The sequence below is a fragment of the Janthinobacterium sp. SUN176 genome, assembly GCF_030587335.1.
GTDB classification, from domain to species: domain Bacteria; phylum Pseudomonadota; class Gammaproteobacteria; order Burkholderiales; family Burkholderiaceae_D; genus Janthinobacterium; species Janthinobacterium kumbetense.
In genome coordinates, this window is sequence record NZ_JAPWIA010000001.1 from 3,254,676 (window position 1) to 3,268,205 (window position 13,530).

Genomic DNA, 13,530 nt, shown 5'->3' on the forward strand with positions numbered 1-13,530 from the left:
CCGAGGCAAAACATTTCCAAAAAGAAAGATTTTTCTCCAAATTTAGCAGTTTCCATATTGGATATCACGAAATATAATTCCGCCAGATCGACACATCGGAGAACTTAGCAGCGGTCGCCCAAAACGGCTGTAAAAAACCGATAAGACCGCCTTTTTTTATGTCCGAAAGCGTGCAAAGATGACATAAGCAAGTACGTTTTCAGGGCGCAAAAGCGCCAAAAATTTAACCGGTTTTAGGCGTTAAAAATCTGTGTAAAATAAAGAATTCGTATGTATAATTCGGCGACGTCCCGGATACGGCTGGAGCTTTGTGTCGTCATTTTGGGGTTCAGTTGCAAGACAAGAGATGGTATTTGGAGAAAGCAGGCATGAATTTTTCGAACGAGAAAAGTCCCAAGAACTACACAGGCATAACCGTCGTTGTCCTGCTGCACGTTCTCGCGGCTTACGGGATCGCGACGGGCTTGGGCAAGCGGTTGGTCACCAAAATGATGGAACCGGTTGAAACCAAGATTATCGAGGAAGTCAAACCGCCTCCACCGAAGGATCTTCCACCGCCACCACCGCCGCCAGAAATGAAGGCGCCACCGCCGCCATTCATTCCGCCAGTCGAGGTGAACGTGCAGCAGCCGCCGCCACAGCAGAACGTGATTGCAAATGCGACTGCCGTGAAGCCAGCATCGAATGTATTGGCACCGCCAACGCCGCCAGCACAGCCTGCGCCAACTCCTGGACCAGCCAAATCGGTGCGTACACCGGCCGTGGTTGACTTCAGCGTCTGCGAAAAACCGGCTTATCCAAAGTCGTCGCAGCGTAACGAGGAAACCGGTGTGGTGACACTGTCGTTCCTGATCGGTGTAGACGGCAAGGTTGCTGATTCGAAGATCGTGAAGTCCAGCGGCTTCAGGGACCTGGACAAAGCTGCGGTGCAAGGTATCAGCCGCTGTACATTTAAGCCGGCAACAGTTGACGGCAAGCCGGAACAAGGCTGGCAGCAAATGCAATACGTTTGGTCGCTGGATTAAAACCCGAGACAGTTATCCCCTGTCTCACACTATGATTTCGTTGTCATTACGTTCAGCGATCTGTTATTTTTAATTTTGGAGGAAGCATGTTTAAGAATACCCGTTTGTCCGCATTTTTTGCCGCGGTTCTGTTGTCCGTTACCGCTACTACCGCTCTGGTAGCAGCTCCGGCATTCGCTGACGCGCCAGCATCGGCTGCCGCTTCGGCTCCTGCGGCAGACGCTGCACCAGCACCAGTTGCTGCAGATGCCGCCGCTCCAGCAGCAGCTCCAGCCGCTGATGCAGCCGCTCCAGCCAAAACCGAAGAAGTGCACAACCCGTTCGGCCTGTCCGCAGTATGGGACGGCGGCTTCGTGCCACGCGCCACCCTGATCATCCTGTCCATCATGTCGATCGGCAGCTGGTACATCATCATCACCAAACTGCTGGATCAAATGAAGATCTTCAAGCAAGCTAAAGAAGCCGCTTCCAAATTCTGGAAAGCTCCTTCGATCGCTGCTGGTTCGGCAACCCTGAGCGAAGGCTCGCCATTCCGCTTCATCGCTGAATCGGGCACCAAGGCAACCGCTCACCATGACGGCGCCCTGCTGGAACAAATCGATCTGTCGACCTGGGTGACGATGTCGATCCAGCGCGCTTCGGATAAAGTCCAATCGCGTCTGCAAGATGGCCTGTCGTTCCTGGCAACCGTTGGTTCGACCGCACCGTTTATCGGTCTGTTCGGTACCGTTTGGGGTATTTACGGCGCGCTGACCGCTATCGGCATGACCGGTAACGCATCGATCGATAAAGTTGCAGGTCCAGTTGGTGAAGCACTGATCATGACCGCTTTCGGTCTGCTGGTCGCCGTTCCTGCCGTTCTGGGTTACAACTGGCTGGTACGTCGTAACAAATCCGCAATGGAAGACATCCGCTCGTTCAGCGCCGACGTTCACTCGGTCCTGGTTTCCGGCGTAATGTCCACCAGCGAAGCTGGCCGTGCTGCCGGCGCTAAAAAGATCGGATAAGAATCATGTCGATGTCCGTCGGCTCCGACAGCGGAGATGAAGATCAAGTAATGTCAGAAATCAACACGACGCCGCTCGTCGACATCATGTTGGTTTTGCTGATCATTTTCTTGATCACCAGTCCGGTTGTCCTCAAATTGCAGAAAATCGATCTGCCGATTGAGGCCAACCAAGCCCTGCAAACCAAGCCAGAGAACGTCAACATCGTTGTTAACAAGGATGGTGAGATTTACCTGGGCCAGACCAGACTGAAAGACACGAACGAACTGTTCGATTATCTTAAAGTTGAAGCAGTGAAAGTACCGCAGCCGGAAGTACACGTTCGTGGCGACCAAGAAACACGCTACGAATCGATCGGCCGGGTTATTTACACGACCCAACGTGCCGGGATCCAGAAGGTCGGCTTCATCACCGAACCACCTGACAAGGGCTGATAGCGACTGACAGCGGCGTCCCGGCAACAGGGGGGCGCCACTGAAGGAAGCTTGCCGGGCGGCAGTATCGCCCGGTGCTTCGTTGGACTTCTTAAAGGAAACACTATGAGTATGAATGTCGGTTCGGGAAGCGCAGCAGGCGCGGATCCGGAACCAATGATGGAACTGAACATGACGCCCCTCATCGACGTGATGCTGGTGCTGATTATCATGTTGATCATCACGATTCCTAAGCAAAACCACTCGGTGAACCTGAACATGCCGGTCGGCACCCCGCCGCCACCGACAACCGAACCAGTGGTCGTCACGATCGATGTCGATTTTGATGGCACTATCTTGTGGGACAATCAGGTCGTACCTGATCGTAATACGCTGGAAGCCAAGCTGAGCAACGTTGCTGCGCAAGCAGATCAGCCAGAAGTGCATCTGCGTCCTAACAAGCTGGTGGAATACAAAGTCGTCGCCGGTGTGATGGCGTCGGCGCAGCGTCTGGGCGTGACCAAAATCGGTCTGGTCGGCAACGAGCAATTCCAGTAAGCTGTAGCAATCAGGTTATCTTTACATCCGAATAGGCAGGACTTCCTGCCTATTCGCTTTTTACTGAAAGACTTTCTCATGTCCAAGTTTCGTCTCGCTCATCTCGGCCTCGTCATGGCCGCTATCGGTTTTACCGCAGCAACTCCCGTAATCGGCCTGGGCTCGCTGGCATATGCCGCGGACACCGTGCGTGCCGAAGTGGGCAAGCCATTGCAAGAAGCGCAAAAACTCGCTGGCAGCGGCAAAAACAAGGAAGCACTGGCCAAGCTGCGCGAAGCTGACAGCGTCGGCGGCAAAACCGCCTTTGAAAGCTACCAGATCGAACGCGTGCGCGCCTCGGCTGCCGCCGCCGCTGGCGACAACGGCACCGCCATCAAGGCTTTTGAAGCCGTCATCAATTCCGGCCGCCTGAGCGCCGCCGAAGCCCCCAAATTCACGCAAGCGCTGGCAGGCATGTACTACCGCGCCAAGGATTGGCCAAACACCATCACCTGGATCAAACGCTCGCTGAAAGACCGCGAAGATCCACAGATGCGCGAACTGCTGATCCAGACCTACTACGTCAGCGGCAACTTCGCCGAAGCGGCAAAAGAATTGCAAGCGCGTGGCGGCAACTCGGAAGCGAGCCTGCAAATGCTGGCCAACATCCAGTTGAAGCAAAACGACAAGGGCGGCTACGTCGCCACCCTGGAAAAACTGGCATCGAGCTATCCGAAAACCAGCTACTGGGCCGACCTGCTGAACCGCGTTTCGGGCAAACCTGGCTTCTCGCAACGCCTGGGCCTGGATGTCCAGCGCCTGCGCCTGGCCAACGGCCTGTTCAGCAAGCCTTCCGAATACATGGAAATCAGCCAGCTGGCCCTGCAAGCAGGCAATCCTGGCGAAGCGCTGAGCATCATCGAGCAAGGCTACAAAAAAGGCGTGCTGGGTACCGGCGCCGATGCGCCACGTCACCAGCGTCTGAAAGACCTGGCCCTGAAAACCCAGGCTGACCTGAAAGCCAACGCGGCCAAGTCGGAAGCGGAATACGCCAAGAACAAGGACGCCGACAGCTTGAGCAAGCTGGGCTTCGCCCTGGTCTACGATGGCCAGGCCGAAAAAGGTCTGGGCTTGATGAACGACGCCGTGAAACTGGGCACCGCCAAGTATGCGGAAGAAGCCAAGCTGCATCTGGGCATCGCCTACATCCACGCCGGCAAGAAGTCCAACGCCACGACGGCACTCAAAGCCGTCAAGGGCACGGATGGCGCGGCTGACCTGGCCCGCTACTGGACCTTGATGAATAAGTAATTAACATCGAACCCAAGCTACTGCGCGTCGCGCTTTGCAGCCTGTGATGCTCACCGTACTACAGTACGGTTGCGCTTCTCGGCAACAAATCACTGCCGCTCGCTACGCTTGGCTTCGACGTTGAGAGTGCATTGAATCAATACTAAAGCGTTGCCAGCATACCCGCCGGCAACGCTTTTTATCATTTCAGCAGTGAAATTCGCCCTGCGTCCACCCTGCCGGGTGTGCATCCCCGAAACAGTCCGTATAATCCCCCTTTTGGCACAGTTTTTCATCAGATTCCTATGAAGGTATTCCGCGGACTTCCCAATGCCCAGGCACGAGCGCCTTGCGCTCTGACCATCGGCAATTTTGACGGTGTCCACATCGGCCATCAAGCCTTGCTGGCGCGCGTGCGCGGCGCGGCGACCGAACTCGGCATTGAAGCGGCCGTGATGACGTTCGAACCGCACCCGCGCGAATTCTTCGCGCAGCGCGCGGGCGACCTGTCCAAGGCCCCGCAGCGCATCGCCAACTTGCGCGACAAGCTGCAATCGCTGGATGACGCCGGCATCGACCGTGTCGTCGTCGAGCACTTCAGCGCCCAGTTCGCCGCCTTGACGCCGCAGGAATTCACGGAAAAAGTCCTCGTCGACGGCTTGCACGTGAAATGGCTGATGGTCGGCGACGACTTTTGCTATGGCGCCCGGCGCGCCGGCGACGTGGCCATGCTGCAGGAAGCGGGCCGCAAATATGGTTTCCATGTAGAAACATTGCCTACCGTGATGAACGGCAGCACGCGCATCTCGTCGTCCGCCGTGCGCCTGGCCCTGGCCGCCGGCGATTTCCCGCTGGCCACGCAGCTGCTGGGCCATCCGTACGCCATTTCCGGCCATGTCATCCACGGCCAGAAACTGGGCCGCACCCTCGGTTTCCCCACCCTGAACCTGCGCGTGGCGCACCGTCCCGCCCTGTCCGGCGTCTTCATCGTGCAAGTGCACGGCCTGGCGCCGCAGCCGCTGCCGGCCGTGGCCAGCCTCGGCGTGCGCCCCACCGTCGACGACAGCGGCCGCGTCTTGCTGGAAGTGCATCTGTTTGATTTCAATCAATCCTGCTACGGCAAGCTGGTGCGCGTGGAATTCCTGGAAAAGCTGCGCGACGAAGAAAAGTACGACGATTTGCCCACCCTGACGGCCGCCATCGAGCGCGACTCGAACCAGGCGCGCGCCTATTTTGAGCAGCGCAGCGGCGCCATTACCGCCACCGACCGAATTTGACGCCGGCCAACTCCGCCGCCTGGCGGCACTTGCCGTCGCAAACCCGCTGCAAAAATATACTCCATACCATTAAAGAAGATTATGTCCGATCAAAACAAGCCAGCCACGCCCAAGCAGAACAAGAAGCCTGAAAGCAAATACCCGGTCAACATGACGGAAACCCCGTTCCCGATGCGCGGCGACATGGCCAAGCGCGAGCCGCAATGGGTACAGCAATGGCAAGACAAGAAAATCTACGAGCGCGTGCGCAAGGCTGCCGCCGGCCGTCCGAAATTCATCCTGCATGACGGCCCGCCGTACGCGAATGGCGATATCCACCTGGGCCACGCCGTCAACAAGATCCTGAAGGACATGGTCGTCAAATCGCGCTCGCTGGCCGGCTTCGACGCGCCGTACGTACCAGGCTGGGATTGCCACGGCATGCCGATCGAGATCCAGATCGAAAAACTGCACGGCAAGAACCTGCCGACGGCGGAAGTGCTGGAAAAGGCCCGCGCCTACGCCAACGTGCAGGTCGAGCGCCAGAAGAAGGATTTCATTCGCCTGGGCGTGCTGGGCGAGTGGGACAACCCGTATCTGACCATGGCGCACGGCAATGAAGCCGACGAATTGCGCGCGCTGGGCAAGCTGCTGGAAAAAGGCTATGTGTACCGCGGCTTGAAACCCGTCAACTGGTGCTTCGACTGCCAGTCGGCGCTGGCCGAGGCGGAAGTGGAATACGCGGAAAAACGCGATCCCGCCATCGACGTCGGATTCAAGTTCGCCGAGCCGGAAAAACTGGCGGCCGCCTTCGGCCTGCCATCGCTGCCGACCGATAACGGTTTCATCGTCATCTGGACCACGACGCCGTGGACCATCCCGTCGAACCAGGCGCTGAACGTGCACCCGGAAGTCAAGTACGCGCTGGTGAAAGCCGAGCGCGATGGCCAGCCGCTGCTGCTGATCCTGGCGCAAGACCTGGTCGTCGCCAGCCTGGCGCGCTTCAAGCTCGATGGCACGACCATCGCCACCTGCGACGGCGCGGCCCTGGCCGGCATCAGCTTCCGCCACCCGCTGCATGCGGCCGATGCCTTCTATGACCGTCTGTCGCCCTTGTACCTGGCCGAATACGTGACCACGGAAAGCGGCACGGGCGTGGTGCACTCGGCGCCAGCCTACGGCCTGGACGACTTCATCTCGTGCAAGGCGCACGGCATGAAGGACGACGACATCATCAAGCCCGTCATGGGTGACGGCAAGTTCGCCTCGACCCTGCCCCTGTTCGGCGGCATGACCATCTGGGAAGCGTCGAAGCCGATCTGCAACGCCCTGCGCGAAGCCGGTGCGCTGTTCGAAGTCAAGATGTTCGACCACAGCTACATGCATTGCTGGCGCCACAAGACGCCGATCATCTACCGCGCCACCTCGCAGTGGTTCGCCGGCATGGATGTGACGCCGAAGGACGGCGGCGCGACCTTGCGCGAAACGGCCTTGAAAGGCATCGCCGACACCGAGTTCTTCCCGGACTGGGGCCAGGCGCGCCTGCACGGCATGATCGCCAACCGTCCCGACTGGACCCTGTCGCGCCAGCGCCAATGGGGCGTGCCGATGGCCTTCATCGTGCACAAGGAAACGGGCGACCTGCATCCGCGCACGCCGGAACTGCTGGAGCAAGTGGCCAAGCTGATCGAAAAAGGCGGCATCGAGGCATGGCAGGCGCTGGACCTGGCTGACCTGATCGGCGACGAAGCGGCCATCTACGCGAAGAACAAGGACACGCTGGACGTGTGGTTCGATTCCGGCGCCACGCACCAGACGGTGCTGGGCGGCCCGCAAGCGCACGGTTCGCACTCGACGCAGCTGCAATTCCCGGCCGACCTGTACCTGGAAGGCTCGGACCAGCATCGCGGCTGGTTCCACTCGTCCCTGCTCGTGTCGTCGATGCTCAATGGCCGTCCGCCATATAAAGCGCTGCTGACGCACGGCTTCACGGTCGATGGCGAAGGCAAGAAGATGTCTAAGTCGCTGGGTAACACGCTGGCGCCGCAAAAGATCTCGGACACCCTGGGCGCGGACATCCTGCGCCTGTGGATCGCCTCGACCGACTACACGGGCGAGCTGTCGATCTCCGACGAAATCCTGAAACGCGTGACGGAATCGTACCGCCGCATCCGCAACACCCTGCGCTTCCTGCTGGCGAACACCTCGGACTTCAATCCGGCCACGGACGCCGTGCCGGTGGCCGAGATGTTCGAAATCGACCGCTATGCGCTGGCCAACATGGCCTCGCTGCAAACGCAGATCGAGAACAACTACGCGCGCTACGAATTCCACCCGGTCGTGTCAAAGCTGCAGACGTACTGCTCGGAAGACCTGGGCGGCTTCTACCTGGACATCCTGAAGGACCGCCTGTACACCTCCGGCCTGACGTCGCACGCGCGCCGTTCGGCGCAGACGGCCCTGTGGCACATCACGCAAAGCCTGCTGCGCCTGATGGCCCCGGCCCTGTCGTTCACGGCAGAGGAAGCGTGGGCCGTCTTCGCCGGCAGCGAAGCGTATGCCGCCAGCGATGAAACCATCTTCACGCAAACCTGGTGGCAGCTGCCGGAAGTGGCGGATGCGGCCGACCTGCTGGAGAAATACACGGCCCTGCGCGCCGTGCGCACGGACGTCACAAAACAGCTGGAAGACTTGCGCACCTCGGGCGCCATCGGCTCGTCGCTGCAGGCGGAACTGACGATCAAGGCCGCGCCGATGAAGTACAAGCTGTTGACGACCCTGGGCGACGACTTGAAGTTCGTCTTCATCACCTCGCAGGCAACGGTAGCCGAAGTGGCCGACGAAGCAGCCGAGGAAGTGGTCGTGGCCGCGTCGACGGCGCCGAAGTGCGAGCGCTGCTGGCACTACCGCAGCGACGTGGGCACGGACGCCGCGCATGCCACCCTGTGCGGCCGCTGCGTCAGCAACCTGTTTGGCAAGGGCGAAGTTCGCCGCTTCGCCTAAACAACGGCGTCAAAATCTGCTGCGCGTCGCGATTTGCGGCCTGCGATGCTCACCGTACTAGAGTACGGTTGCGCTTCTCGGCCACAAATCGCTGCCGCTCGCTACGATTTTGCCCGCCGTTGTATGCTATCCGTCCAACCGCCGCCTGCTGCCAGGCGGCGGCTTTATCTTCCCTGGAAAAATATGGCCACTAAAAACCGTTTTTCATCGAAACCGCAATCGCCGCTGACGCTGTGGCTGGGCATTGCCGCCATCGTCATCCTGTTCGACCAGATCACCAAGATCACGATCCTGAAGACCTTCCGCTATGCGCAGGAAATGGTCATCACCTCGTATTTCAACCTGGTGCTCGCGTATAACAAAGGCGCCGCATTCAGCTTCCTGTCCGACCAGGGCGGCTGGCAGCGCTATTTCTTCACCGGCATCGCCCTGGCGGCCGCCATCTACATCATCTACCTGCTGAAAAAGCACGCGGGCCAGCGCATGTTCTGCTGGGCCCTGTCGCTGATCCTCGGCGGCGCGCTGGGCAACGCCATCGACCGCCTGATGTACGGCCACGTGGTCGATTTCCTCGACTTCCACTGGAAAAGCTGGGGCCATTTCCCCGCTTTCAATATCGCCGACAGCGCCATCTGCATCGGCGCGGCCCTGTTCATCATCGATGAACTGCGCCGGGTAAACAAATAAACACGCAGGAGAACGGCATGGAACTGTCCGGCAAAAAAATCGTCCTGGGACTCTCAGGCGGCGTCGCCTGCTACAAGGCGGCCGAATTGTGCCGCGCGCTGACAAAAGCAGGCGCCTCGGTGCAGGTGGTGATGACGGATGCGGCCAGCCACTTCATCACGGCCGTCACGATGCAGGCCCTGTCCGGCCACCCCGTGCACACGAGCCAGTGGGATGCGCGCATAGCCAACAACATGGCGCATATCGATTTGACGCGCCATGCGGACGCGATTTTGATCGCGCCGTGTTCGGCCGACTTCATGCGCAAGCTGGCGCACGGCGTGTGCGACGACCTGCTGTCGACCCTGTGCCTGGCCCGCCCATCCCACCTGCCCCTGCTGGTGGCGCCGGCCATGAACGTGGAAATGTGGCAAAACCCCGCCACGCAGCGCAATGTGCAGCAGCTGCGCGACGACGGCATCAAGCTGTTCGGCCCGGCCGCCGGCGAACAGGCGTGCGGCGAAACGGGCCTGGGCCGCATGCTGGAACCGGAACAGCTGCTGACGGAGCTGATCGCCGCCTTCCAGCCGAAGGTATTGGCGGGCAAGCGCGTGCTGGTCACTGCCGGTCCCACGTTCGAAGCCATCGACCCCGTGCGCGGCATCACCAATCTGTCCTCGGGCAAGATGGGCTATGCGGTGGCGCGCGCGGCGCGCGAAGCGGGCGCCGAGGTGCTGCTCATTTCCGGCCCCACGGCCCTGGACGCCCCCTTCGGCGTGCGCCGCATCGACGTGCAAAGTGCGCAGCAGATGCACGACGCGGTACTCGCCCACGTCGACGGCCAGCATGTCTTCGTCGCCGTGGCCGCCGTGGCCGACTGGCGCGTGGCCAACGCCAGCGAACAAAAGATGAAAAAGCAGGCCGACGGCTCCGTGCCGGAACTGCAGTTCGCGCAAAATCCCGACATCCTGGCCACCGTGGCGGCGCGCACCAACCTGGCCGGCTATCCGTACTGTGTCGGTTTTGCTGCCGAATCGGAAAACCTGGTGGAATTCGGTTCGACCAAGCGCGAAAAGAAGGGCATCCCCTTGCTGGTCGGCAATATCGGCCAGAACACCTTTGGCCAGGATGACAACACCATCATCCTGTTCGACGAGGAAGGCCATACCGTACTGCCGCGCGCCTCGAAACTGAACCTGGCGCGCCAGCTGATTTCGGAAATCTCGAAGCGGCTGGCCAAGAATTCGCTGCTCAAATAACCTTTTACACGACTTAGCTTAGTTAGATTAATGAAAAATATCGACATCAAGATCCTCGACGCCCGCATGAAAGAAATGCTGCCAGCCTACGCCACCCAAGGCAGCGCCGGCCTGGACCTGCGCGCCTGCATCGACGAGGCGATCACCATCGAAGCCGGCCAGACCGTGCTCATTCCCACGGGCCTGGCCATCCACATCGGCGACCCGTCGTATGCGGCCATGATCCTGCCGCGCAGCGGCATGGGCCACAAAAACGGCATCGTATTGGGGAATCTGGTAGGCTTGATCGACTCCGATTATCAGGGCCAGCTGATGGTATCGACCTGGAACCGGGGCCAGAGCGCTTTCACGCTCAATCCCATGGAACGCCTGGCGCAACTGATTATCGTGCCGGTGCTGCAAGTGGGCTTTAACGTCGTCGAGGAATTCGGCGACAGCGAACGCGGTGTTGGCGGTTTCGGCAGCACCGGCAAACATTAACAGCGACTGACAAACCGTAGCGAGCGGATGTGAGTTGTGGCTGAGAAGCGGAGCTGTGCGAATGCACAGTGAGCATCGGAGGCCGCGACCCGCGCCGCGCAGTAGGTTTTGTCAGGAGTTACAAGAAGGATTGTCTCATGCCAGGTTTCCGCCATCTGATCACAGCCCCAACTTCGCTGCGCCAACTGGCCACTCCCCTGCTGCTGGCCGGCGCGGCCATGCTGGCCGGCTGCACCACGCCGGCGACGCATGTCAGCGGCCCGTTCAACGTGGTGCCGGCGCCCGATGCGCCCGCCCCGACGGCGCAGCAAAAGGCGGCGCAGGAAGAACTGGTGAAGATGGTGGCCCTGCAGGACCGCCTGTCGAAAGTCTCGGCGCCCCTGCTGATCAACAATGCGGACCTGTGCAAGACGTATGCGCGCAACTTGCTGGGCTTCACGGCGCAGAACAAGTATTCCTACCCCGGCATCTATGCCGACGCGGCGCAGGCTGCCCTCGGCTACGGCGAACAGATGCAAGTCTCCGGCGTCTTGCCGGGCAGCGGCGCCGCACGCGCCGGCTTGCGCAAGGGCGACGGCTTGCTGGCCGCCGAAGGCAAGCCGCTGCCGGCCGGTCCGAAGGCGGAAGGTCCGTTTGGCGCCATCGTCGGCCCGCTGGCCTCGAAAAGCGCAAGTCTGAACATGACCATCGCCCGCGACGGTCAGCAGCAGGACCTGAAGATTCCCGTCACACGCGCCTGCGCCTTCCGCGTCGCCCTGGGCAATGCGGACAATATCAACGCCTACTCGGACGGCGCGCGCATCATGCTCACGCGCGGCATGGTCAATGCGGCGCAAAACGACGAAGGCATCGCCTTTGTCATCGCCCGCGAAATGGCGCACAACATCCTCGACCACGCGCGCAGCCAGCGCACGGCAGGAACGGCCGGCAGCATCATCGACAGCCTGGGCGCCGTGCAGCCCGACGTGTCGATGCTGACGGGCGCCGCCGGCATCAAGGCCATGCCGCAGGAACTCGACGTGCAAGCCGACACCCTGGCCATCTACCTGCTGGCGCGCGCCGGCTACAACGTCGACAACGCGGCCCGCTTCTGGCAGCGCCTGGCCACGCAAGTACCGGCCACAGTCGCCAACGGCTACACGGCGCTGCATCCGGGTACCAACTCGCGCATGGCCGCCGTCAACCGCGCCGTCACCGACGTGCGCGCCAAGCAGGCGGCGAAGAAACCGCTGAAGCCTTAGAACGCCTGCCATAACCTACTGCGCGTCGCGCTTTGCGGTCTGCGATGCTCACTGTGCTCAATCCTGATCAAACAGGGTTTGCTCAGGCTCCCGGGAAGTTGGGGAAGTAGGTGCCCATGATCCAGGTCAGGGCACCGCAGAACACCACGGCTAGGAACAGGACAATGAGCAGCTTGCCGAACTTGGGAATACCCTCTTCTTGCGTCTTGACTTCATTTGACATGAAAATTCTCCGCAGGGTGGTGGAACAGGTAGTATATCCACAATCTTGAATACTTTTCCATACTTTGCCGCAAACATGCGGCATGTAACTCGCGCGCGCCATGGACAGCATCGACCTTGAAGTTCTGAAAACCAGCGCCGCCTGGCTCGCCGCCGGCCGCCGCTGCGAACTCGTCACCGTCATCAAGACCTGGGGTTCCAGCCCCCGCCCTGTGGGCGCCACCCTGGCCATCTGCGACGATGGCACGGTGGTCGGTTCCGTCTCCGGCGGCTGCATCGAAGATGACTTGATCGACACCGTGCGCGTGCACGGTATCGTGCGCAGGCAGCCCGAAATCGTCAGCTACGGCATCAGCGCCGACGAGGCGCACCGCTTCGGCCTGCCCTGCGGCGGCACCATCGAACTGGCCATCGAGCCGCTGCACGCGGGCAGCCGCGTGGCCGAACTGCTGGCGCGCCTGGAAGCGCATGAACTCGTCGAGCGCCGCCTCGATCTGCGCAGCGGCGCGGTCACCCTGCAGCGCGCCACGCCGGGCGCCGTGCTGGCCCTGGACGACGGGGCGCTCACCACGCAGCACGGCCCGCGCTGGCGCCTGCTGATCATCGGCGCCAGCCAGCTGTCGCGCTTCGTGGCGCAAATCGCCACGGCCATGGATTACCACGTCATCGTCTGCGACCCGCGCGAGGAATACCGGGGCGGCTGGAACGTACCGGGCGTGCCCCTGCTGCACGCCATGCCGGACGACCTCGTGCTGGAATTAAAGCTCGACAGCCGCAGCGCCGTCGTCGCCCTCACGCACGACCCCAAGCTCGACGACCTGGCCCTGATGGAAGCGTTGAAGTCGCCCGCCTTCTACGTGGGCGCCATCGGCTCGCGCGCGAATAACGCCAAGCGGCGCGAACGGCTGCTGCAGTTCGACGTCAGCGCCGAGCAGCTGGCGCGCCTGCACGCCCCCATCGGCCTGTACATCGGCAGCAAGACGCCGGCCGAAATCGCCATTTCCATCCTGGCCGAACTGACGGCCGTGAAAAACGGCGTGCCCGATGCGCTGCAGATCCAGCACGCGGCCGCCTTGACGCCGCCCAACCCTGACCTCTGCGTGCGCTGAAGCGTGAAAAGCAAGAAACGGG

The 13,530-nt window shown here is 60.9% G+C and carries 13 protein-coding genes; 12 read left to right on the forward strand and 1 reads right to left on the reverse strand.

The window, feature by feature from the left end; genetic code table 11:
* Nucleotides 1-368: 368 nt before the first annotated feature.
* From O3299_RS14690 to O3299_RS14740, 11 genes are all read left to right on the forward strand, one after another.
* Entirely contained in the window at nt 369-1,025 is a 657-nt protein-coding gene (locus O3299_RS14690) for an energy transducer TonB (RefSeq protein ID WP_289911227.1), read from the forward strand.
* 86 nt (nt 1,026-1,111) lie between these two features.
* Nucleotides 1,112-2,032: a MotA/TolQ/ExbB proton channel family protein gene (locus tag O3299_RS14695; protein WP_180278707.1), complete on the forward strand. Its 921-nt coding sequence runs from the start codon at nt 1,112-1,114 to the stop codon at nt 2,030-2,032.
* Nucleotides 2,033-2,037: 5 nt separating this feature from the next.
* Complete coding sequence (locus O3299_RS14700; RefSeq protein WP_071075811.1) at nt 2,038-2,466, forward strand: biopolymer transporter ExbD; 429 nt, start codon at nt 2,038-2,040, stop codon at nt 2,464-2,466.
* A gap of 105 nt (nt 2,467-2,571) precedes the next feature.
* Nucleotides 2,572-3,003, forward strand: coding sequence for a biopolymer transporter ExbD (locus O3299_RS14705; RefSeq protein WP_170840419.1), 432 nt, complete (start codon nt 2,572-2,574; stop codon nt 3,001-3,003).
* A 78-nt stretch (nt 3,004-3,081) separates the two neighbouring features.
* Nucleotides 3,082-4,293: a hypothetical protein gene (locus O3299_RS14710; protein ID WP_305052944.1), complete on the forward strand. Its 1,212-nt coding sequence runs from the start codon at nt 3,082-3,084 to the stop codon at nt 4,291-4,293.
* Between the two features lie 284 nt (nt 4,294-4,577).
* Nucleotides 4,578-5,549, forward strand: a complete 972-nt coding sequence (locus tag O3299_RS14715; RefSeq protein WP_077407919.1) for a bifunctional riboflavin kinase/FAD synthetase — start codon at nt 4,578-4,580, stop codon at nt 5,547-5,549.
* 81 nt (nt 5,550-5,630) lie between these two features.
* Entirely contained in the window at nt 5,631-8,531 is a 2,901-nt protein-coding gene (ileS, locus tag O3299_RS14720; RefSeq protein ID WP_099666825.1) for an isoleucine--tRNA ligase, read from the forward strand.
* A gap of 183 nt (nt 8,532-8,714) precedes the next feature.
* The gene (gene lspA / locus O3299_RS14725; protein ID WP_077407922.1) at nt 8,715-9,218 is read left to right on the forward strand and encodes a signal peptidase II; all 504 of its coding nucleotides are present in this window, start codon (nt 8,715-8,717) and stop codon (nt 9,216-9,218) included.
* 17 nt (nt 9,219-9,235) lie between these two features.
* Nucleotides 9,236-10,456 (forward strand): bifunctional phosphopantothenoylcysteine decarboxylase/phosphopantothenate--cysteine ligase CoaBC, encoded by a 1,221-nt coding sequence (coaBC, locus tag O3299_RS14730; protein ID WP_099666824.1) that lies wholly within the window; start codon nt 9,236-9,238, stop codon nt 10,454-10,456.
* Between the two features lie 30 nt (nt 10,457-10,486).
* On the forward strand, nt 10,487-10,936 hold the full coding sequence (dut, locus tag O3299_RS14735; protein WP_251350695.1) for a dUTP diphosphatase: 450 nt from the start codon (nt 10,487-10,489) through the stop codon (nt 10,934-10,936).
* A 137-nt stretch (nt 10,937-11,073) separates the two neighbouring features.
* On the forward strand, nt 11,074-12,177 hold the full coding sequence (locus O3299_RS14740) for a M48 family metallopeptidase (RefSeq protein ID WP_305062573.1): 1,104 nt from the start codon (nt 11,074-11,076) through the stop codon (nt 12,175-12,177).
* 82 nt (nt 12,178-12,259) lie between these two features.
* Here O3299_RS14740 and O3299_RS14745 read toward each other — a convergent pair whose 3' ends face one another.
* Nucleotides 12,260-12,400, reverse strand: coding sequence for a hypothetical protein (locus tag O3299_RS14745; protein WP_162835767.1), 141 nt, complete (start codon nt 12,398-12,400; stop codon nt 12,260-12,262).
* Between the two features lie 100 nt (nt 12,401-12,500).
* Between O3299_RS14745 and O3299_RS14750 the strand changes: the two genes are divergently transcribed.
* Nucleotides 12,501-13,508 carry an XdhC family protein gene (locus O3299_RS14750; RefSeq protein ID WP_305062574.1) on the forward strand — a complete coding sequence of 336 codons (1,008 nt, stop codon included), beginning with the start codon at nt 12,501-12,503 and terminating at the stop codon, nt 13,506-13,508.
* Nucleotides 13,509-13,530 lie beyond the last annotated feature (22 nt).

What these genes read in the sequence shown, in the direction of transcription:
- dut (WP_251350695.1), top strand. Translation starts at nt 10,487, where the DNA reads ATGAAAAATATCGACATCAAGATCCTCGACGCCCGCATGAAAGAAATG.
- O3299_RS14745 (WP_162835767.1), bottom strand. Translation starts at nt 12,400, where the DNA reads ATGTCAAATGAAGTCAAGACGCAAGAAGAGGGTATTCCCAAGTTCGGC.
- O3299_RS14750 (WP_305062574.1), top strand. Translation starts at nt 12,501, where the DNA reads ATGGACAGCATCGACCTTGAAGTTCTGAAAACCAGCGCCGCCTGGCTC.
- O3299_RS14705 (WP_170840419.1), top strand. Translation starts at nt 2,572, where the DNA reads ATGAGTATGAATGTCGGTTCGGGAAGCGCAGCAGGCGCGGATCCGGAA.
- O3299_RS14690 (WP_289911227.1), top strand. Translation starts at nt 369, where the DNA reads ATGAATTTTTCGAACGAGAAAAGTCCCAAGAACTACACAGGCATAACC.
- lspA (WP_077407922.1), top strand. Translation starts at nt 8,715, where the DNA reads ATGGCCACTAAAAACCGTTTTTCATCGAAACCGCAATCGCCGCTGACG.
- O3299_RS14710 (WP_305052944.1), top strand. Translation starts at nt 3,082, where the DNA reads ATGTCCAAGTTTCGTCTCGCTCATCTCGGCCTCGTCATGGCCGCTATC.
- O3299_RS14740 (WP_305062573.1), top strand. Translation starts at nt 11,074, where the DNA reads ATGCCAGGTTTCCGCCATCTGATCACAGCCCCAACTTCGCTGCGCCAA.
- O3299_RS14715 (WP_077407919.1), top strand. Translation starts at nt 4,578, where the DNA reads ATGAAGGTATTCCGCGGACTTCCCAATGCCCAGGCACGAGCGCCTTGC.
- coaBC (WP_099666824.1), top strand. Translation starts at nt 9,236, where the DNA reads ATGGAACTGTCCGGCAAAAAAATCGTCCTGGGACTCTCAGGCGGCGTC.
- O3299_RS14700 (WP_071075811.1), top strand. Translation starts at nt 2,038, where the DNA reads ATGTCGATGTCCGTCGGCTCCGACAGCGGAGATGAAGATCAAGTAATG.
- O3299_RS14695 (WP_180278707.1), top strand. Translation starts at nt 1,112, where the DNA reads ATGTTTAAGAATACCCGTTTGTCCGCATTTTTTGCCGCGGTTCTGTTG.
- ileS (WP_099666825.1), top strand. Translation starts at nt 5,631, where the DNA reads ATGTCCGATCAAAACAAGCCAGCCACGCCCAAGCAGAACAAGAAGCCT.